Raw genomic sequence first — 20197 nt, 5'->3', positions numbered from 1 at the left:
CGTAGCGGGTGGTTTAAAGCTGGCCGCTGCGCGGCCAGCGGACTAAAGTCTTGAATGAAAAAGGCAAGGCATAGACCTTCTGGTCATGCCTTGCCTTTTGAATGACAAATTGTCGCTCTGGGCGGCGCGCAGCGTCGGCCGGTCCGCCGTTCGGTAGAACGGCGGAACCTACTACACGGCCTGCGCCAGCTTCTCGGCTCGCTCGGCGGCGGCGAGCGCCTCGATGACGGTGCCGAGCTGATCGCCCAGAAGGACGCCGTTGTAGGTGGAGTTGAAACCGATGCGGTGATCGGTCACGCGGTCCTGGGGCTGGTTGTAGGTACGGATCTTCTCGGAACGGTTGCCGTGGCCGATCTGGCTCTGGCGCTCAGCACCAAGCTCTGCCTGCTGCTTCTCGAGCTCCATCTCGTACAGACGAGCACGCAGCATCTGCATGCAGACCTCGCGGTTCTGAATCTGGGAGCGCTGCTCCTGCGACTGCACCACGGTGTTGGTGGGCAAGTGGGTGATGCGCACGGCGGAGTAGGTAGTGTTAACGCACTGACCGCCAGGGCCGGAGGCGCAGTAGGTGTCGATGCGCAGGTCGGACTGGTTGATCTGGACGTCAATTTCCTCGGCCTCGGGAAGTACGGCGACGGTAGCCGTGGAGGTCTGAATGCGGCCCTGGGACTCGGTCTTGGGAACGCGCTGGACGCGATGCACGCCGGACTCGAACTTCATGACGGAGTAGACGCGGTCGCCCTCGACCTTGAACTCGATGGACTTAAAGCCGCCGGCCTCGCTGGGGCTGGAATCGAGCACGGTGGTCTTCCAGCCGCGCGATTCGCAGAAGCGCTGGTACATCTTGTACAAGTCGCCGGCGAAGATGGCTGCCTCGTCGCCACCGGCGGCGGAGCGAATCTCGACGATGGTGTTCTTGTCGTCGTTGGGGTCGCTCGGGATGAGCATGTACTTGATGTCTTCCTCGAGCTGGGGAAGCTTTTCCTCGTTCTCGGAGATGTCCATCTGGAGCATCTCCTTCTCGTCCGCATCGCTGGTGTCGCGGAGCATCTCCTTGGCGGCCTCGATGTCATCGAGCGCGCCGATGTACTCGCGCGAGGCAGCGATGAGGTCGGACTGGTGTGCGTACTCCTTGTTGAGACGCGTGAACTCCTTGATGTCGGAGGCGACGGCCGGGTCGGAAAGCTTCTTCTCGAGCTCCTCGTAGGCCTTAATGATCTTTTCGAGCTTGTCGCGCATGGCGGGACTCCTTTATGTGCGTGAAGGCGAAAATCGGCAGAGTTGATGGGGCGCGCGGCGCCACTGCGGGGGTAAGCCCAGCTAGAACATGTCGATCTTCAGATACATGCGCATCCCTTCGCGTATGAGGTACATAGTTGCGGTCTAACCCATACATGATAGCGTGCGCAGGCATACCTGCATATAACCCGCACGGAATGCGACAAAGGGTCAGTCTCTTTCCTTGAATACAACTTCATCCGAACGCCTCCCGCATTCATCCGCACATATACGGATAAATTTGGGAATCCGATACCCTGAGGGCCGGATCGGCCGGCCCCGGGAGATCGGAGGACGCCATGTCCGGAAAGGGCGGGAAGGGCGCCGCGAGGGCGGTCCCGAGGACCCACGGCAGGCTCACCGGGTACGAGCGGGACACGGTCCAGAGGATGCTGAAGCGCAGGGTTCGCTCGGCCACTTCCTCGAGAGGTTCAAGGGCGTATCGACCCGCAGGCTCCACAGCTGCCTGATGTGGTTCAGATGGCTGCGCGAGGCCGCACGCGTCGGGGACAGGACGTCGCTCATGCGCGAGCAGCTCGACGACGGGCGCTACGAAAAGATCCGGAAGAAGATGATGGAGCCGGAGTACGAGTTCCATCTGGAGCCGGACGTGCAAACGGCGGGTTAACATAGCCTTTCACCAAAAAGGGCGAGCGGCCGCGCCCTGCGACCACCCGCCCTCAATCAAAGCCCTTCTCGGCCGCCGTAGCTACCGGTTCCGGCGCCGCAGGATAACGCCTGCGGCGATCAGCACCACCGCGCCGCCCGCGATGCCACCCAGGGCCATCGGCGACAAGCTGGTATCGCCCGTATACGGCAGACCCGGCTTCTCCTCCTTCGGCACCGGTGACTTGCTCGGCGGATTGGTGGGCGGCTCCGTCGGCGGGGTGGTCGGCGGCGTGTACGTGTTCTTGAACACCGGCGCCACGGCGCCGTCATAGGTTACCGTCGCCACCAGATGGCCCGCACCGTCGTCCGTCACCGTCACCGTTACCCGGTGCTCGGCCGCGTCGTACGTCACGTTCTTCTGACCGTCGTCCACCTCGGAGATGCTGTAGGCGTACGTTCCGGGCTTGTCGTACGAGATCGCCTCGAAGCCCACCGTGCCGTCCGCCGCGTTCTTTGCGGTCTGCAGCACCTTGCCGTCGGCATCCTTCAGCTGGAAGGAGAACTGCCCTTCCTTCAGGTCCTCGCCGCTCAGCACCTTGGAGGCCCCCAGCTTCACCTCAGTCGCGGCCGGCGCGTAACTGTTGCTGAACGCCACCGCATCCGCAGCCTTGCCGCCCTTGCTGTAGGCAACCTGCGCCTCCAGCGCGTGCGTCTCCGCATTCTCCGTCACCGTCACCGTCGCGGTAAAGACCGTCGTGTCGTAGGTGACGCCGTTCGCCGTCGCCCCTGCCCGCTCGGACACGGTGTAGACGTACGTCCCCACCTTGTCCAGCTGCAGCGGCGCGAAGCCGAACGTGCCGTCGGCGCCGTTCTGCACCGTCTGCACCACGTTACCGTCGGCGTCCTTCAGGTCGAAGAAGAACTCACCCTCGGCCAGGTCGCGGCCGGTCAGGGCCTTCGTTCCGGTAATCGTCGCCGTCGTTGCCGTCGGCGTGTAGGTGTTGGTGAAGGTCAGATCCGCGGCCGTCTTGTTCGCCGTCGCGGTCAGCTGGCCGCTGCCGTCGTCGGTCGCACTCACCGTCACATCCAACACCGCATCGCTGTAAGTGATGGTGCCATCTTGGCCCGCAACCTCCTTCACCTGGTACGCATGCGAACCAGTCGCGGTGTACGAGATGGCCTTGAAGGTAAACGCGTTACCCACGTTCGTGGTCCGGTCGATCTCCTGCCCGGTGGCCACGTCAATCAGCGCGAACGTGAACTCGCCATCGGCGGGCGTCCGCATGGTGGCCGAATCGGTATTCTCAAGCACCTTGGTGCCGGAGATCTGGTAGGAGGTCGCGCCCGGCTGGTAGCTGTTCGCAAACGTCATGGTGTTGGGGGTGACGCCGTTCTCGGTGCCCTCGCTCGGCTTCACCGTGGAGTTCTCTACCACCAGCTTGCCGTCGTTGTTGTCCTTCACCACGTAGGTCAGGGTGTACGTCTTGCCGGTGTAGGTCACGCCCGGCACGCCCGGCGCGTCCCCCGTCGGCTGCACCTCGCGGACCGTGTAGGTAAAGGTGCCCGCATGGTCGAAGGTCAGCTTGTCGAAGGCAACCTTGCCGTGCGCATCGTTCTTCTGGGTCTGGATCACCGAGCCGTCAGACCCCACCAGCTCGAAGGCGAAGTCTCCCGCCTTTAGCTGATAGCTGCCGTCGTGCACGTCAACGCTCTTGGTGAGGGCGATCGCGCCGGAGTCCGTCGCCTGTGCCTCATAGGTGTTGGTGAAGCTGGGCTTCGTGACATTCGTGCCGTCGTAGGCGACGCTCGCCTGCAGCGTGCCGGCATTGTCCGCAACCGTCACCACGGCATGGTGCACCGCGGCGTCGTAGGTCACGTAGGCCAGATCACCCTTCCGCTCCACGATGGTGTACTCGTGCGTGCCCGGCTTCGCGTAGGAGAAGGCGTCGAAGTTAACACTTCCGTCCGCGCCGTTGGTCGCGGTCCGGACGGGCTTGGCCCCGGCAAGCTGCTCAGCCGTCAGGTTGCCCTCGTACACATCGAAGGTGAACTCGCCGCACTTGGGGACGATCGGCGTGTTGTCGTCCTTCTTCACATAGCTCTTCTGCGCACCGAGGGCCAGGCCGGTCGCGGCCGGCTGGTAGGTGTTGGTGAAGGTATCCGAGCCGGATGCGCTCGTCACGATCGCCTTCGCATTCAGTGCTCCGTTCCCGCCGTCCGCGACCGTCACCGTATAGGTGAGGGGATGGCTGTCATAGACCATGCCCGGCTCCGCGCCCGGCTGCTCCACGATGGTGTAGGTGAAGTCCTTGCTCGCGGCGCCGTCCAAGTCGGAGAGCTGGAACTCGCGCGTGAAGCTGACCTTGCCGTTTGCATCGTTCTTCGCGGTGTCGAGCACGTTGCCGGCAGCGTCCTTCAGGTCGAAGGTGAACTCGCCGTCCGCGGGCTTCGTCGTGTGGTCGAAGCCGTCCGCAACCTTGATGGTCTTGGTCGCCGTCAGGGTTACGGAACCCTTTGCGTCGTAGGTGTTGTTGAAGGTGGGAGCCGTAGCGGCACCGTCATAGGTGACGGTCACCTTCGTCTTGTTGTTGTCGCCCTGGTTCTGCTCTACCTTGACGTGGACCTTGACTTCCTTGGCGTCGTAGGCCACGCCGTCGACGGTCTGGCCGGCTTTCTCCTCCTTGAGCGTGTAGTCGTACTCGCCCAGGTTCAGGTTCTTGACGGCCAGCTCGACCTTGCCGCCCCGGTCGTTGGTGCCCTTGGCGACCTCGTTGCCGGCCTGGTCGTACAGGCCGAAGGTGAACGCGTCGGCCGTCAGGTCCTTGCCCGTGAGGATCTTCGTCGCCTCGACGGTAACGTCCGTCGTCGGCTTCGAGTTGGTAAAGGTCGGAACGTCGGCCTCGCCGTCGTAGGTGGCGGTCGCCTTTAGCTCGCCCTTCTCATCGGAGACCTTGATGTGGACCTTCACGTCCTTCGTGTCGTACACGACGGTCGGGTCGTTGCCGGCAACCTCCTTGATGGTGTAGTCGTGATCGCCCGGCGTGTCGTAGCTGATTGCCTGGAAGGCGACCTTGCCGTCCTTGTCATTCTGGACGGTCTGGATCACGTTGCCATCCTTGTCGAGCAGCTGAAACGTGAAGTCGCCCCCTGCGAGCTCGCCACCCGTGAAGCGCTTCGTCGCCTTGAGCGTTACCGAGGTCTCCTTCGGGTGGTACGTGTTCGTGAAGGTCTTGTCTCCACTCGTTACCTGCGGTGTGGCCGTCAGCGAGCCGGTGCCATCGTCCGCGACCGTCACCTTGTAGATGAGCGCATGGGTGTCGTAGACCATGCCCGGCTCCGTGCCCGGCTTCTCCGCGATGGTGTAGGTGAAGTCCTTGCTCGCAGCGCCGCCCAGGTTGGAGAGCGTGAACTTGCGCGTGAACTTCACCGTGCCATCGGCCTTGTTCGTCGTGGTGCCGAGCACCTTGCCGTCGGCGTCCTTCAGCTCGAACGTGTATTCGCCGCCCTTCAGCTTGGTGTCGTGCGTGAAGCCCGGCGCGACCGCAACGATCTTGGTCGCCGTCAGCTCCACGGATCCCTTTGCGGTGTAGGTGTTCGTGAAGGTGGGGGCGACCGTCTTGCCGTCATCGTAGGTGACGCTCGCCTCCAACTGGCCGGCGTTGTCCACGACCTTCACCACGGCGTGGTGAACCGCATCGTCGTAGACCACGTGGGACAGGTCGCCCTTCTGCTCCACGATAGTGTATTTGTACTCGCCGGCCTTGGTGTAGTTGATGGCCGGGAAGGTAACGGTGCCGTCCTCGCCGTTCTTAGCGGTCTGGATGGGCTGCTTGCCCTTCAGCTGCTCAGCCGTCAGATCACCCTCGTACAGGTCGAAGGTGAACTCGCCGCCCCTGAGCGTGGCCTGCGTGTTGTCGGACTTCACGTACGATTTCTTCGCCGTGAGTGTAGCCAAGGTCTCGGCAGGCTGATACTTGTTAGTGAAGGTCGGGGCATCATTCTTGTCGTCATAGGTGACAGTCGCCTTTGCCTTGTCACCGTCCGCCTTCACCGAGACGTGGACCTTCACCGCCGTGAAATCGTAGGTGATGGTCGAATCGCTGTCAGCGACCTCCTTGAGCGTGTAGTCGTACTCGCCTATGGTCAGACCGGTGAGGATGAGCTTAATCTTGCCGTCCTTGTCGTTCTGGACAGTCTGGATGGGATCAACCGTAGTCGTGTCGCCTTGATATAGGCCGAAAGTGAACGCACCAGCCGTCAGGTCCTTGCCCTTGAGGATCTTCGTCGCCTCGATAGTGGCGTCGGCCGTCGGCTTCGAGTTGGTGAAGGTCGGCACGGCCTTCTCGCCGTCGTAGGTGGCGGCCGCGCTCAGCGTGCCGTTCTTGTTATCGGTGACGCTAACGTGCACTTTCACCGTCTTGCCATCGTAAACGATAGTCGGGTCGGCGCCTTCGACCTCCTTGATGGTGTAGTCGTGCTCACCGGCCTCGGTGTAATAAATGGCCGGGAAGGTGATGTTGCCATTGGCATCGTTCTTTTCTTCGGCGACAACCTTATTGCCCTCCTTCACCTGGAATGAGAACTGCTGGTTCTCAAGGGTGCCGCCTGTAAAGTGCTTCTTCGCCGCCAGGGTTACGGAACCCTTTGCGTCGTAGGTGTTGTTGAAGGTGGCGAGGTTCACCTTGCCGTTCTTGACCTCAAGCGTCTCGCTCTTGTCATCGCCGCCCTTCTCTACCGTCACGCCTGTGACAGTCAGCTTGGCATTCTTGTCCTCAACCTTCACCGTGACGGTGTAGGTGGAATCGTCCATCGTCCAGCCGGCGTTCTGCACGCCGTCCGCCGCGGGATCATCATCAGCGTTGTGCACCTCGGTGAGCGTGAACGTGTACTCGCCCGCCTTGTTGAACGCCATATTCGAGAAGTCGACCGTCTGGCCCTTGTCCTTGATGATCTTGCCACTCGTGACCTTGGACTCCGCGTGCGCGTCGCCCGCCAGGTCGTCCGACACACCCAAGTCGCCGGCGGCGATCTTCTGCTGTGTCTCTTCCGTGGCGGTCAGCGTGAACGAGAACGCCTTCTCCGTGCTCTCAACACCGGAGATCTTCTTCGTCACCTGCGGGGTCAGCTCGTCGCTGGCGTCTGACTTGTAACTGTTCTTGAACGGGACGGTAGGCGTAGCGGGCTTCGCATTGCGACTCGAGACCGTCTTCACGTAGTTGGTCGTGGTATCGAGGCCCTTAATCGCCTCGGCCGTCAGCGCATCAACGTTGTCGTTCTCGCCAACGAGCGCCGTCACGTCCGGGCCCTTCACGATGGTCGTCTCGGTGTAGAGCTGGCCTTTGTTGTCCGGATTCGGCGTCACCGCAATGAGCACGTAGGCGTCACCGGGGTACTCGGTGTCATACGTGTATCCACCAGCGTTGGCGCCATGCGCCTCAGACACCTTGTACACATACACCTTGTTGTAGCTCAGCTGCGTGAAGTTCATCTTCAGCTTGCCGGACATCGTGGCGGTCTGCGTATCGTCACCGTCATCCTTGCCCACGGTGTTCTTGAACGACTTATCGGTATCAGCCGGCTCCGGGGCCGTCGTACCGTTATACGTCATCGCCTCGATGGTGAACGGGAACATGCCATTCTTCAGCGGGGTACCAACCAGAGTCTTGGTCACATCGATGCCCGCATAGGTACCGGAGGCCGTATAGGTGTTGGTAAACGCGGCAGCGCCCGTCACCTGTCGGTCGACATCCGTCATCGCCTGCTTGTTGTCGTACGCAACCGTCGCGGTCAGCTTACCGGTATGCGTGCCGTTCTCGATATCGGTCACTGTGTAGGTCACCGTGGACGTATGGCCGTCATAGCTGATGCCGGTCTTGTCCACGTTCTCCGACGCCTTCTCGTTCACCTTGAATTTGTACGTGCCAGGCTTGGTAAACACCAGGTCGCCCACACCAAAGGCTGCGGTACGGGTCACGGAAGAACCATCGCCGGAGATCGAAATCTTAGCAGCAATATCCCCAACGTCCTCGCCCGTGCCCGTCTTTTGGATAACGACCTTGTTTTTAACCGCTTTCGTCGTGGCGTCATCCGCCGGCGTCAGTGTGAAATCAAACGTATCGCTCGTCTCCCACGCGCGCCCGGTGAACGTCTTCTGCACCCTGATTGGCGCCGACGTCGCCTGGGTCACCGTGTAGGTGTTCTTGAACGGAATGTATCCGTTGGCGTCCGTCAGCTGCGTGCCGTCGGCCTTCCAATACGTGACCGTGGAGGACAGGCACCTACCCGTCCCAGACTCGTTATCAACCTGCTGGTTCTTCACCAGCACGTAGTACACCGCGTCATCGTAGCCCATGCCACTGGACGTCGATGTATCGGAATCCTTGACCTCGGTCACCCTGTACACGTAAGTGAGGTTCTCGCTGCCCATCGTATAGGTGATCTGCGGGAACGCGGCGATACCGCCGTCATCGTTCTTCGCCGTGGTCGTGGTGGACGTGCACCCCATAGGCATGGGGACCTTGCTGGCATCGACGCTGTAGGCAAGATCGCCGAACTTAAGGGTGCCACTCGGCACGGCATCATTCTTCATCCCGCCGAGTGCCTCGAGCTGGAACGTGAACTTATCCTTCACAAGCGGATTTGCACCGGACTGGTCGACATACGTCTTCTGCACGTGGAAGGAGATGGTCTTCTCATCGGTGTTATAGGTGTTCGTTATCTTGGCGATTTTGTCAGCAACCTCGATCGGGCTGTCCTCATGGCTCACGCCGTCGTCGGTGTAGGTCTGCTCCATCTTGACTGCCGGCTGCGACAGCGTGCCGTCGCCGCTATCCTTCACCGTCACCGTGACGCGGTAGGAAGCGCTTGAATACCCGAACCCGGGCAGCCAGCTAGCGTCGTTTTGAGACGGCGTGGCCTCGGCGATGAGATAGGTGTAGGTGCCGGGCTTGGTGTACTCAATCTCGCCGAAGTCGAACTTGTCCCCGTTCTCAACAGTCTTCACAACCTGCTTCATACCACTCACGGGTGCATTCTCGGCACCGTCGGGCATCGGCGTGCCCTTGTCCGCGCGCAGGTAAATCTTGAAGCTATCGCCATCTTTCCAGTCACGGCCCTGGAGCACCTTCTGCGCCCAGAACGCATTGGTGAGCGTCACCGGCGACTTTACGCTGTAGGTGTTTGTGAACACCAGCTTGTTGGCTTCGGCCAACGTGCCGTCGGCATTCTGTTTCGCGATCGTGCCGGAGATGCTGTCGCCCTCGCCGCCCAGGGCGTTGCCGCCCTGCTCGCGCTTGGTCAGCGTGAAGCCGGCCGGCATCTTGCCCGCGCGGGTCAGCTCCTGAACCGTATACTTGTCACCCTCGGCGAGACCGTACACGCGGATCGTCTGGCCGGCCGTGATGGTCTGCTCGCGTCCGTTCGTCAGGTCGAACATATCGCCGACCTGCTTCTCATCGGCCGCGCCCGCCTTCTCGAAGACTGCAGCCTTATACGTCTTCCCCTTGGGCACGGTGAACTTGAAGGTGAACTCCGCATCCTTATTGCCCGTCAGTCCATCGGGCACGTCAACCTTCTTCGTCACCTCGAGGCTCGCCTCGCGCTTGTTAGCCACGCGCACGCAGGTGGCGCCCGTAAACAGGGCATTCAGGTTGTTCATGTCGCGCAGATCGGCACGGGCACCTTTCGACTTGGTCCCCTTGGGCTGCTCGTCCTGGGTGATACCCATACGTATCCAGCCCGTCTCGGTCTCCAGGCGGTAGGGTTTGCCCTCCTCGGTGGGCCCATACTGGTAGACACGTCCGTTGGCACCGTACTTGAGGTGCACCGTGTCGCCGGCACCGGCGGGATCGACATTGCTCCACGACAGATTACCGTCAGTATCGGTCACACCATTCGAGGTCTGCCGCACACCCTTGATCCACGTGAGCGTGTTGTCGATGTCGCTCTCTGCGCCAAACTGGCCCAGGCTCTTCATCAGCGCGCCCGGGCCCACAAACGTCGAAACGCCGTCATCGCGCGTACCGGCATCGGCATGGACGCCGTAATCGTCCACAATCACTTTGGTGAGCGTGTCGTTGAGCAGGAAACCGCTCGGCGCTGAGATTTCCTTCAGGTAGTAGGTGCGTTTCGTAAGCGGCTTGTGCTCCTTGCTCGTATTCGGGAATATGCCCGCACCTTCGAGCGGGACCGGGTTGCCGACCGACCCCGTCGTCAGGGTGTCGTAGGGGGTCTGCTCGCCCTTGAGCACGACCTTGCCGTTTGCGTCTGTTGTCACCTGATCGGCCGTGTACAGGCCGAACTTCGCCCCCTCAACGGGCTTACCCGCGGTATCGGTCTTCTGCACGAACAGGCGGTTCTGGATGTTCGTGACGAGCAGGCGCGTGGCGAACTGTCGCTGGAAATTCTTCTCGCCGCTGGGGAGGTCATCGCTGAACACGTGGACCGTGTTGTCCGTATTCGCGTTGGCGATGGAACTCGCCGTTGTGTGGTAGATGGCCACCGTGTACTCGGCATCCTTGCGGGCATCACCGCTCAGCAGGTAGTAGTACTTGGAGATGTCACCGGGCAGATTTTGAATCTCTACCTGGTACTGGCCGCTCGTGTTGAGCGTGAAGGCGTGCAGGTCCTTCTTCGCCGCCTCGATAGCGCCGGCCTTGCTCGGCTTCTCGGCGAGGGTGTACCCCATTCCCGTCGATGGGTCGCCCGACACGGCGTACCAATTGTTCTGATTTTTGATATCTGCGTTTGCGCTTTTATCGCGCTTGAGCACCACAGCGAACAGTATGCCAGACTTCAGGTTGACGGTCTCGTCGGACTTCGTCAGGTCATCATTCGCCTTGTACACGTTCACCGGTGCGGTGATGGTCTCCTTCGCGCCGGCAAACGCACCAGTCTTCCACACGACGCTGTCCGCATCCATACCGCCGCGGTTGATGATGACGCCGCCCGCGCCGTTCTCAGCGCTCGCGGGCACGTACTCGAGCTGCATGCTGCCACCTGTCGCCGTGAGACTCGAGCGGTATCCCTCCGGCACGCGCGTCTCCTTCAGGAGGTAGTACTTGTTACCGTGATTCTTGTTGTAGAGATCGTCGAAGTTGATGACGCCGTTGTCATCGTCGTTCGTGAGCGTTAGGTGGCCGGCCTCGTCCGTGGTGCCGGAGCCGAGGAGCGCGTTCTTGTCATTGGTCGTATCTGTAAAGTTCTCGTCTGTTTTGTACAGCGCGAACTCGGCGCTCTGTACGAACTTGCCGTCCTGGTCGAACTTTATGATGTCGGACTCGGGCACCGTCACGAGGTTGAACTTGAGCTCCATGTTGGAGTCGGTGGCGCCGCGCTCCAGGTAGAAGAACTTGAGGGTGTGGTTGGTGTCGTCGGCGAAGGTGTTGCCTTCCCAGCTCGTGTCGCCGGCCTTGCCCGCCTTCTGGTACTTGCTCTTCAGCGTGCCGTTGTAATTGTCGTTTACCTTAATGTTGCCCGTATGAAAGTTGATGCTCAGACTCGCGCGGTTGTGAATACCGCCGATATCACCCACGAGGACATCATCGATGAACACCCAGACGTCATCATCGCCGGCGAACTCGAAGGTCATGTCATTATTATTGTTCGTCAGGCCGCCCTTGGGCTGCACGAATCGCGTGGACATTGAGAGACCGAAGTGGTGGTTGACGGGTTTGCCGCCGTTGTAGTGCGAATCACCGGTGTTGTCTGCCTTGATGCCGGTTTGGACGAGCTGGCCGTTTTCCTCTTTGAACACCTTGTCTGCCGCGTCGAACGGGAAGAACTGACCCTGGTGGGACGAATCGCCCACTTTGTCAATGCCCCAGGTGCCATAGATGTCGAAGGCATTCTTGTCAGCGTTGTAGGCTGCGTAGTTTTCGGAGCTGTCATAGACGTAGTAGCCGCCCTGAACCTTGAGGAGGCCCGTCACGCCAAAATGGGACGTCTTGCCGGTCTGGGCAGAGGAATCGAACAGGTAGCGGAGGGACTCGTCGCCCAAGGCTTCGGAAAGCTTCGGGTAGCCGTCTGAAAGCGTGTTGTTGACGATGCCGGGCCGCGGGCTCGTGCTGCCCGTCCATTGGTTGAGCGGCCCATCACCCTTGCCGTCGTTAAACTGGAACTTGTGGCCTGCGTTGACGCCGCCGCTGCCGGAAACCGACAGATGGTCATCGGGATTCACCCAGTAATCAAACAGGTTGATCGTCGTCCCCGAGGGCGAGGTCGTCGGAACCGTGTGGTCGGAGATCGCCGCCTCGGCACGAAGCGGCAGGAAGAAACTCGCCGTCAGCGCGACGGCGAGGGCCAGAACAATCGCATATGGCGAAACCGGGCGCAGCCCACGACGGCGGCCATAAGACATGACGGACCACCGCTCGCGCGGCCGATGTTCACCAGGAAGTTCCCTGCTTAGACACCCCCCCCGGTAGCAATATTCACGAGTCGAGACGTCATCTCTCTGAGCTCCTGCATAATTTCCTCCCCAGTCACACGGCGACCTGCCCGGGCACTCCCCGGGGGGCGAGGCAGTCTGGCACATGCCCGCAGTCGTTCAAGGAATACCAACCCCAGCATATGTCTCTTAAGATATCTTAGTCTTTTTCTATGACAGTTTTTGTCTCATTACCGATGAAATCGGCTCAGTCCCTTTGTCACATTCTAGAGCGTTTGAAGCAGAGCGATGAGGAAGCGTACGCCCTGGAGGTAGGCGCGGCGGGTGATGCGCTCGTTGGTGCCGTGGACACCGCGCTCGCACTCGTCATCGTCTACCACAAAGGCCGAGAAGCGAATGCACTCGGGGCAAATGCGCTGGTAGTTGGCAGCATCGGTCGCGCCAATCACGGTCGAGGGAACGATGCCGATAGGAGCTCCGCCCGCCGCCGATGATCCGTTTTCCTCCGTCCCCTTTGGATCGCGGAAATAGCGGGCGGCGATGGCACGGACGGCCTCGAGTCCCGGTCCGCCGATGCGCGGAGACGGCGAGGGTTCGGAGCTGCCAGGGCCGAGCTCGATCTCGACGCGGTCGGCGAGCCCCGCCTCGGCGACGGCGACGCAACAGCGGGCCACGACATCGGCCACACTCGTGCCCTCGAGCATGCGGAAATTGATATTGGCCCACATATCCTGCGGCATCACGTTAGCACCGGTGCTACCGCCCTCGATTTGGGTCGGTGCACAGGTGGAGGTCACGAGCGGATAGAGCTTCTTGCTGGCGAGGCACTCGCGCACGATGGCGTCCTTGTTGGAGGCGATCTCGTCGGCCGTGTAGAGCCCCAGCTCGACGAGCTGTGCGGCAAGCAGGTCCGTGACGCGCGTCGGCCATTCGATATCGCAGATTGCGGCGATGGCGCGGCTCAGCACCTCGAGCGAAGTGCCACCGTAGGGGTTGGAGGAATGCCCGCCCTCGCTACGCGTCCTCAACACGATATCGGCGTAGCCCTTCTCCGCGAGATCGGCATGCATAAGCCAGCCCTCGCCCGCGCTGTACTCGGCAGTCGGAACGATGCGGTAGTCGCCCTCGTCGATCAGGAACTCGAGCTCAACACCGCGCTCCTCGAGCACGCGGCCGATGGCACCCGCACCGAACTGCGTGGTTTCCTCGTCTTGGCCAAAAGCCAGCAGCAGGGTGCGCTCGTGCTCCCAGCCGTGGGCCAGCGCATACTCAACCGCCTCGAGAATACCTGCAACTTGATCTTTCATGTCGACGGCGCCGCGACCCCAAATGTAGGCGTCGTCCACCTGTCCGCTAAAGGGGGCGTGCGTCCAATCGTCCTCGGTGCCCGGCACCACGGGGACCACGTCCATGTGACCCATGAGCATAACGGGCTTGAGTGCGGGGTCGGAGCCGGAAAACGTCACCAGCAGCGAGTGGTCGATGAGTTCGACCTCGCCCGCCGCAAATACGTGCGGCCAGGCCTGCTGCATATAGGCGCGCAGGTCGTCGAACGGCTGCCAGTCCACCGCCTCGGCATCCATGCTCGAAATGGTCGGAAACGACAGCACGCGGCTCAGGCGCTCGCATGCGCCGGCCTTGTCCAAATCGGCAAAATCATCCTCATGCGCAAAGAAGCGCCAAACCTCGGCCATAACGTCCTTTCGATCGTGATGACGAGGGCCGCCCCACCGGAGCGGCCCTGCCACATAAGCGTTTGCGGTCGGTTATTTGTCCTCGAGATAACGCGAGAGAAACTCGCGGGTGCGCTGGTGCTTGGGGTTGCCGAAGAGCTCGGCCGGAGCGGCGTCCTCGAGCACCACGCCCTTGTCCATAAAGACCACGCGGTCGGACACCGTGCGGGCAAAGGCCATCTCGTGCGTGACGACGACCATGGTCATGCCGTCGGCAGCGAGCTTGCGCATGACCTCGAGCACCTCTCCCACGATCTCGGGGTCGAGTGCGGAGGTCGGCTCGTCGAACAGCATAATCTGCGGGTTCATGCACAGGGCGCGGGCGATGGCCACGCGCTGCTTTTGGCCGCCGGACAGGCGACCCACGGCGGCGTGCGCGAACTTTTCGAGTCCCACGCTCGTCAGATGCTCCATCGCAATTTTTTCAGCCTCGACCTTGCCCATCTTTTTGAGCGTGACGGGCGCGAGCGTACAGTTGTCGAGCACGTCCATGTTGTTGAACAGGTTAAAGCCCTGGAACACCATGCCGATGTCCTCACGCAGCTTGTTAATGTTGCAGCGCTCGGCCGTGAGGTCCTGGCCATGGAACCAGATATGGCCCGCGTCCGGGGTCTCGAGCAGATTGAGGCAGCGCAGAAAGGTCGATTTACCCGAACCCGAAGCGCCGATAATGGTGACGACCTCGCCAGGATTGACGGACAAGTCGATACCCTTGAGTACCTCGAGCGAGCCGAAGCTCTTGCGCAGGCCCTCGACGCGGATGAGCGACTCTTTAGTTTGTGCGGCGGCCACAGCGCCGGTGGTAGTGGTATCTGCCATGATGATTCTCCTCGTCTTGAGCCTAGTTGGAGCTGGGCAGCGTGACCGGAGCCTCGGCGCCGAGCTTTTTGCCAAAGGCCTCGAGCAGGCGGCTCGCCACGAGCGTCAAGATCAGGTAGACCACGAGTGCCACGCAGTAGACCTCCATCTGGCGGTAGTACACGCCGGCGACGGTGGTGGTAGCGTACATGAGGTCAAACACGCCGATGACCGAGAGCACCGACGAATCCTTGATGTTGATGATGAGCTCGTTGGTGAGCGCCGGAATCGCGTTTTTAATGCCCTGGGGGAACACGACCTTGCGCATAGCCTGCCACTGCGAAAGACCCAGCGAGCGCGCCGCCTCGGCCTGACCGGGATCGATGGACTCGATGCCGCCGCGCAGGACCTCCATCATGTAGGCGGTGGAGTTGAGCGAGATGGTGACGAGGCCGGCGGTGAAGGTGCTCCAAATCTGGTTGGCCTGGGCGGTCTCGAAGCCCATGCCGCGCAAAACGGTGAAGCCCGCGTAATAGATGAGCAGGCCCTGGACCATCATGGGCGTGCCGCGCACGATGGTGGAGTAGATGGTCGCAAAGCCGCGGCCGATACTCTTAAAGAAGCGCACCAGGTCGTTATCCACGCGGTCGAAGGTCTGAATACGCAGGAACACAAAGAGCAGCGCCAGGAAGAATGCGATGACGGTGCCGAAGGTGGCAAGCGCGATGGTGATCTCGATACCGCGAATGAAGAAGTCACCGCTCTTGTAGGTCATGTAGACCAGGCTCGACAAAAAGTCGCTGGGGTTGGAATCCGAGACAATGCTCACCTGCACCAGGTCGATAAACGACATGACGCAGCGGTCCACGAAAAAGATCGCCGCGATGGCGACCACGACGTAGCTGCCCAGGCGTGCGCCACGACGGCAGCGCTCGGATGCGAACGGCGACTTTTCGCGATAGTCGTTCCAGTGCATGAGCTTGGTGACCAGCGCCGCCGCCGACACGACGAGCCAGGCCCAAAGGATTGCCCAGAGGCAGTCTTGGAACACGCCCGTAGGCGCCAAGAAACTCATCGGCGTGGGGTTGCGCTGGCTAAACGCCAGGCCGAGCGCCGCGATGACGCTCGTGCCCAGGTATACATAACGGTGGTCTGCCTTGATAAAGGAGGCCAGGCGATTGATGGTTTTCATGCTGCCTCCCTATGCCGGCTGACGGTCGAGGCACGCGTCCCACATTTGGTCGCGCTCCTCTTGGCTAATGCCCTTGAGTGTCTTGTCGATGAGCTTAAGCAGTTTGTCCGAGCCCTTGCGGCAGCCGACGTTTGCCGTGACCTCCTGCTTAAAGCCCTCGCCCTCGGCAAATTGAATGGGGACGATGCCCGGGTTTTGGGCCATATAGCCCTTCTCGTTCTCGGTGTTGTAGGTCACGGCGTCGCAGGTGCCCTGCAGCAGGTTCGAAAACACCGTGGGGACCGAATCGACCGGGTTCTTGTGCACAACGCCCGGGATTTCGTCGATGACGGTATCGAGCATGGTGTCCTTTTGGCCGAGGACCGTAGCGCCGCTAAAGTCGCTGAGCTTGGTCGCATTTTGGTAGGGCGAGCCCTCTTTTACGAACAGGCCAAAGTAGCCAATGAAGTACGGGTCGGAAAAGCCGACGGACTCCTCGCGCTCGGGCGTGGCGCTCATGCCGGCAATGATGAGGTCGATCTGGCCGTTGTTGAGCGAATCGATAAGGCCCGAGAAACTCTGCTTGACGGCAACGGGCTCGCCACCGAGGGCCTTGCAGACGATCTTGGCGATCTGCACGTCGTAGCCATCGGCATAGGCACCCTGCACGTTGTCGATGGGGATGGTGTACTCGCTGGCCTCGGAGACCTGCCAGTTGTACGGGGCGTAGGCCGCCTCCATGCCAATGCGGATCTTATCCTTGCCGATCACGGAATCGGACAGGTCGTCGCGACCGCCGCCCGTCGTGGGCTGAACCACCTTGAGCGTTGACGGGCGCTGACAGCCGGCAAGCGCGCCGGCGACGACGGAAGCGCTCGCAGCGAGGGCGCTACCCAAAAAGATGCGACGGCTGCATACCGGCTGGCGCTGCGCATCGCACTGTTGGGGAGAATGCATAATCTGCCTTCCCTGTTGAATCGTATGCTGACGACTTAACAGGATATACGCCAGCGACCAGCAGCGCAGCACAAGCTCGAAAAATTAATAGACACACGGTAGCCATTGGGGACGCCGATGTTTTGGCAATGCCGGCGAGCGACGTCCAGAGCGAACAAGTGGCATGAAAAAGGCAAGGCATGACCAGAAGGTCTATGTCTTGCCTTTTGAATGACAACTTGTCGCTCTGGACGACGCGCAGCATCGACCGAGCGGCGGAACCTCTAGAGCAAGGTAACGCTAAAGCTGCGAACATCCGTCTCGCCGGGAGCCAAGGTGATGGTGTTGACCTTGTGCTCAAAGACGTCGTCCTCGGTGTCCATGGTGGTGTGACCGGTCCAGGGCTCGAGCGCCACAAACGGAGCGTCGTTGGCGGCAGACCACACGCCGATGTACTTAAAGCCCTCAAAGTCGATCTTGACGCCGTGGCCCGACTTGCGGCCGCGCAGTGTGAGCGTGGAGCCCGGAGTATCGGTGAACATGATGGCATCGTTATCGAAGCTGCGGTGCGTGATGGGCAGCACGTCCGAGTTATCGGGCGCCTTGTAGCTGCCCTCGAACGTCATAAGACCGTCGGGCGTGATGATGGGAGCCTCGTTGGTCCAAGCCTCGGTAAACGCCAACTCGTAATCCTCGAACGCCTCGTCCTCGGCACCGGGGGCGGGCACGTTAAATGCGGGGTGGCCGCCCACCGAGAACGGCAGGTCCACGTCGCCGGTGTTGGTGACGGCAAAGGTCTGCGTGAGGGTGGCGTCGCCGGTCAAGGCATAGGTCATGTTGAGCTTAAAGTGGAACGGGAACGCCTTGAGCGACTCGGGCGTATCGGTAATCTCGTACGTTACCGAGGAGCCGTCCTCCGAAACCTCGACCAGCTTGTGCTCGACAATGCGCGCGAGTCCGTGGCGCGGCATCTCGCAGGTACCGGCCGCAGACGTTGCCGTGTTGTTGCGCAGCGAGCCCACAATGGGGAACAGGATGGGCGCGTGCTTGCCCCAAAAGGCGGGGTCGCCCTGCCACAGATACTCGTTGCCGTTGAGGGCAAGGCTCGTGAGCTGGGCGCCCATGGAATCGATGGCCGCGGTGAGGCCGCCGCGCTTGATGGTAGTAACGGTAGACATGCTACTTCCTCCAAAAGTAAACAATAGTGTCGAGGGCTATTGTCCCACTCTTGGCGGCGGGACGGGACGGCAGGCGATTATTGAGTAGCCATAGCGGAATGAGCGGCGAGTGCCTACTGGGTATCCACGTAAAGGTCGAACCCGCCCTGCGGTGTAGTGTCGACCGTGTCGGGCGCCTGTGAGTTAAAGTTCACGGGGACCATGCGCTTTGAGGCGCGGAAGCGCGTGCCGTCGGTGGCGACGGGCGGTTCATCGACGGTGAGCTCGTAGTCGCCGGGCTTGAGCTCGATGCCGTCACCAGCGGAATTGACGTATTGATACTCGTCGATCGTCTGCCCTTTGAGCGTGCGCCCCACGATATGGATGAGCATTTGGCTGTCGCCGCGCGCGGTGTCCCACGTCGCGCCGTCCTTGACCTCGACCGACACATGTACCGAGCGCGTGCGGCCGAGCGATTGCTCGACAGACATCTCGACCTTGGCGGCGTCTTTTCGCTGTTGCTCAACATGGCTCCAGACGTTTCCAATTACCGAGCATGCGATAACGCCGGCCATGAAGGCGATAAGGATGGGGCCGAGCGGAGAGCGACGTCCTGCATCTTCCTCGCGAGACAGATTGGGGCGACGTGTGGGCGCGGGCGCCTGGGCACCCTGCGAGGGCACGTCGAGAATACTGAAGGATGCCGTGCTGTCGGGATCGATGGTGTGACGCGGCTGCGGGGTCTTTGCCGGCGAGATCGACATGTCGGCTGGCTCGCCGAGCGTGGCCGTAGCGTCGGCCTTGGCCTCGTCTGCCTCGGCCTGGGCCCAAGCTTGTTCGAAGGTCAGGGGCTCGACGGAATCGAGGGCGGCGTCCGAGTCGGCGGCGACGTCGTTGCCGGTCTCGTCCTCGTCGCTCGACACGTCACGCGGCGTAGGCTCGTCCCACCCCTCGTCCGGAGCCTCACCCTCGCTATACCACCATTCAAAGTTATCGATATCCATACGGGGCGCCCCTTAGGCCTCGCAAATAAACACTTGTTAGCCTTATACCCCCAGACGGCACGAGGGCTCGCACGGAATGCGAAAAAGGACTGCTCCTTTGTCGCATCGAAACGGATCTGTTTGCGTTTAGCCGCGGGTAATCTTATTTCTCAACAAGAAGTCGACTGCCCCCACGATTCTGATGCCATCGATGTCCGTTGGATGGTCGCCATCCCTGACAATCAGGATCTTCTCATACGAATCAGGAATTTTTCCTAGCGTGCTTAGCTTGAGCGGTCGCAGCTCGCGTTCTCTCGTCGCCTCGGCATCGATCCGCTCGGTAACCTGGATATATTTGCGGTCCGATCCCTCGCCGATTGCGACAAAGTCGATTTCCCCCGCGCGCAGATGGCCGCAAAACACTTCGTATCCTTCAAATACAAGCTGGTTGTAGATAACGTTCTCGAGCATCCTTCCGCTATCGCTACCTCTATATCCGTCAAGATAGCTGCGAATTCCCGTATCAGCTATGTAATATTTACCGCCTGTCTTAAGAAGCTCCCGCCCCTTGATGTCATACCTTTTTACTTTGGTAAACAGGTACGTCTCTTCCAGAGCGTCAATATATGCCGACACCGTCGATGCGTTGGTCTTACCGCCCGCCGATTCGTTGAGCGTCCCTACGATTTTGTTGACCGAGGTTTGGTTGGAGATGTTGTCTGCCAGATACGCACAGAGCCGCTCGAGAACATCGCGCTTGGTGATAGCTCCGCGACCCCTACGCGTCGCACGCGACAGGATATCGCGCGCGACGATCGTCTGGTAGAGGCTACGGATATAGTCGCGGCACAGCTCACGTCTCGGCTCATCATGGGCCAGAAACGGCATGCCGCCATAGGTTATGTACTGCTCAAGCACGGTATTTGAATTAAGGCGATCGCCCGTTTTGGAAACAAGTTCGACCCTCTCACCAAGCCCTTCAGCGGCGACCGCATCAATCGAGCGAAAATCAAGATATTCGCTAAACGTGAGAGGCTGCATCTTGACCTCGACATATCGGCCCGAGATAAGCGTTGCGAGCTCGCTCGATAGACGATATGAGAAAGCCATTGGGGTCGCCTCCCCCGCGTTGCAGTTTCTTTCCG

10 protein-coding genes are annotated in these 20197 nt (G+C 60.9%); 1 reads left to right on the top strand and 9 read right to left on the bottom strand.

Features of this window, described 5'->3' with window-relative positions; all coding sequences use genetic code 11:
* Nucleotides 1-171: 171 nt before the first annotated feature.
* Nucleotides 172-1239: a peptide chain release factor 1 gene (gene prfA / locus FGQ61_RS08590; RefSeq protein ID WP_138375237.1), complete on the bottom strand. Its 1068-nt coding sequence runs from the start codon at nucleotides 1237-1239 to the stop codon at nucleotides 172-174.
* 508 nt (nucleotides 1240-1747) lie between these two features.
* Here prfA and FGQ61_RS09595 point away from each other — a divergent pair.
* On the top strand, nucleotides 1748-1906 hold the full coding sequence (locus FGQ61_RS09595; protein ID WP_158567811.1) for a hypothetical protein: 159 nt from the start codon (nucleotides 1748-1750) through the stop codon (nucleotides 1904-1906).
* Nucleotides 1907-1987: 81 nt separating this feature from the next.
* Here the strand turns inward: FGQ61_RS09595 and FGQ61_RS08585 are convergent, their stop codons facing one another.
* The 8 genes from FGQ61_RS08585 to FGQ61_RS08550 all read right to left on the bottom strand — a co-directional run.
* Nucleotides 1988-12244, bottom strand: a complete 10257-nt coding sequence (locus FGQ61_RS08585; protein WP_171021563.1) for a Spy0128 family protein — start codon at nucleotides 12242-12244, stop codon at nucleotides 1988-1990.
* A 296-nt stretch (nucleotides 12245-12540) separates the two neighbouring features.
* Nucleotides 12541-13968 (bottom strand): M20/M25/M40 family metallo-hydrolase, encoded by a 1428-nt coding sequence (locus FGQ61_RS08580; RefSeq protein WP_138375235.1) that lies wholly within the window; start codon nucleotides 13966-13968, stop codon nucleotides 12541-12543.
* A 72-nt stretch (nucleotides 13969-14040) separates the two neighbouring features.
* On the bottom strand, nucleotides 14041-14826 hold the full coding sequence (locus FGQ61_RS08575) for an amino acid ABC transporter ATP-binding protein (RefSeq protein WP_138375234.1): 786 nt from the start codon (nucleotides 14824-14826) through the stop codon (nucleotides 14041-14043).
* A 22-nt stretch (nucleotides 14827-14848) separates the two neighbouring features.
* Nucleotides 14849-15997: an amino acid ABC transporter permease gene (locus tag FGQ61_RS08570; RefSeq protein WP_138375233.1), complete on the bottom strand. Its 1149-nt coding sequence runs from the start codon at nucleotides 15995-15997 to the stop codon at nucleotides 14849-14851.
* 9 nt (nucleotides 15998-16006) lie between these two features.
* Complete coding sequence (locus tag FGQ61_RS08565) at nucleotides 16007-16933, bottom strand: transporter substrate-binding domain-containing protein (RefSeq protein WP_138375232.1); 927 nt, start codon at nucleotides 16931-16933, stop codon at nucleotides 16007-16009.
* Between the two features lie 263 nt (nucleotides 16934-17196).
* The gene (locus tag FGQ61_RS08560) at nucleotides 17197-18090 is read right to left on the bottom strand and encodes an aldose 1-epimerase family protein (RefSeq protein ID WP_117770541.1); all 894 of its coding nucleotides are present in this window, start codon (nucleotides 18088-18090) and stop codon (nucleotides 17197-17199) included.
* A 113-nt stretch (nucleotides 18091-18203) separates the two neighbouring features.
* Nucleotides 18204-19073 carry a hypothetical protein gene (locus FGQ61_RS08555; protein ID WP_138375231.1) on the bottom strand — a complete coding sequence of 290 codons (870 nt, stop codon included), beginning with the start codon at nucleotides 19071-19073 and terminating at the stop codon, nucleotides 18204-18206.
* Nucleotides 19074-19199: 126 nt separating this feature from the next.
* A partial coding sequence (locus tag FGQ61_RS08550) for an ATP-binding protein (RefSeq protein WP_212745459.1) occupies nucleotides 19200-20197 on the bottom strand: 998 nt, incomplete at its 5' end.

Source organism: Collinsella aerofaciens (assembly GCF_005844325.1).
Taxonomy (GTDB): domain Bacteria; phylum Actinomycetota; class Coriobacteriia; order Coriobacteriales; family Coriobacteriaceae; genus Collinsella; species Collinsella aerofaciens_G.
The sequence above is the reverse complement of the archived record's forward strand: the minus strand, read 5'-3'. Positions and strand labels throughout refer to the sequence as shown.

What these genes read in the sequence shown, in the direction of transcription:
- prfA (WP_138375237.1), bottom strand. Translation starts at nt 1,239, where the DNA reads ATGCGCGACAAGCTCGAAAAGATCATTAAGGCCTACGAGGAGCTCGAG.
- FGQ61_RS09595 (WP_158567811.1), top strand. Translation starts at nt 1,748, where the DNA reads ATGTGGTTCAGATGGCTGCGCGAGGCCGCACGCGTCGGGGACAGGACG.
- FGQ61_RS08585 (WP_171021563.1), bottom strand. Translation starts at nt 12,244, where the DNA reads ATGTCTTATGGCCGCCGTCGTGGGCTGCGCCCGGTTTCGCCATATGCG.
- FGQ61_RS08580 (WP_138375235.1), bottom strand. Translation starts at nt 13,968, where the DNA reads ATGGCCGAGGTTTGGCGCTTCTTTGCGCATGAGGATGATTTTGCCGAT.
- FGQ61_RS08575 (WP_138375234.1), bottom strand. Translation starts at nt 14,826, where the DNA reads ATGGCAGATACCACTACCACCGGCGCTGTGGCCGCCGCACAAACTAAA.
- FGQ61_RS08570 (WP_138375233.1), bottom strand. Translation starts at nt 15,997, where the DNA reads ATGAAAACCATCAATCGCCTGGCCTCCTTTATCAAGGCAGACCACCGT.
- FGQ61_RS08565 (WP_138375232.1), bottom strand. Translation starts at nt 16,933, where the DNA reads ATGCATTCTCCCCAACAGTGCGATGCGCAGCGCCAGCCGGTATGCAGC.
- FGQ61_RS08560 (WP_117770541.1), bottom strand. Translation starts at nt 18,090, where the DNA reads ATGTCTACCGTTACTACCATCAAGCGCGGCGGCCTCACCGCGGCCATC.
- FGQ61_RS08555 (WP_138375231.1), bottom strand. Translation starts at nt 19,073, where the DNA reads ATGGATATCGATAACTTTGAATGGTGGTATAGCGAGGGTGAGGCTCCG.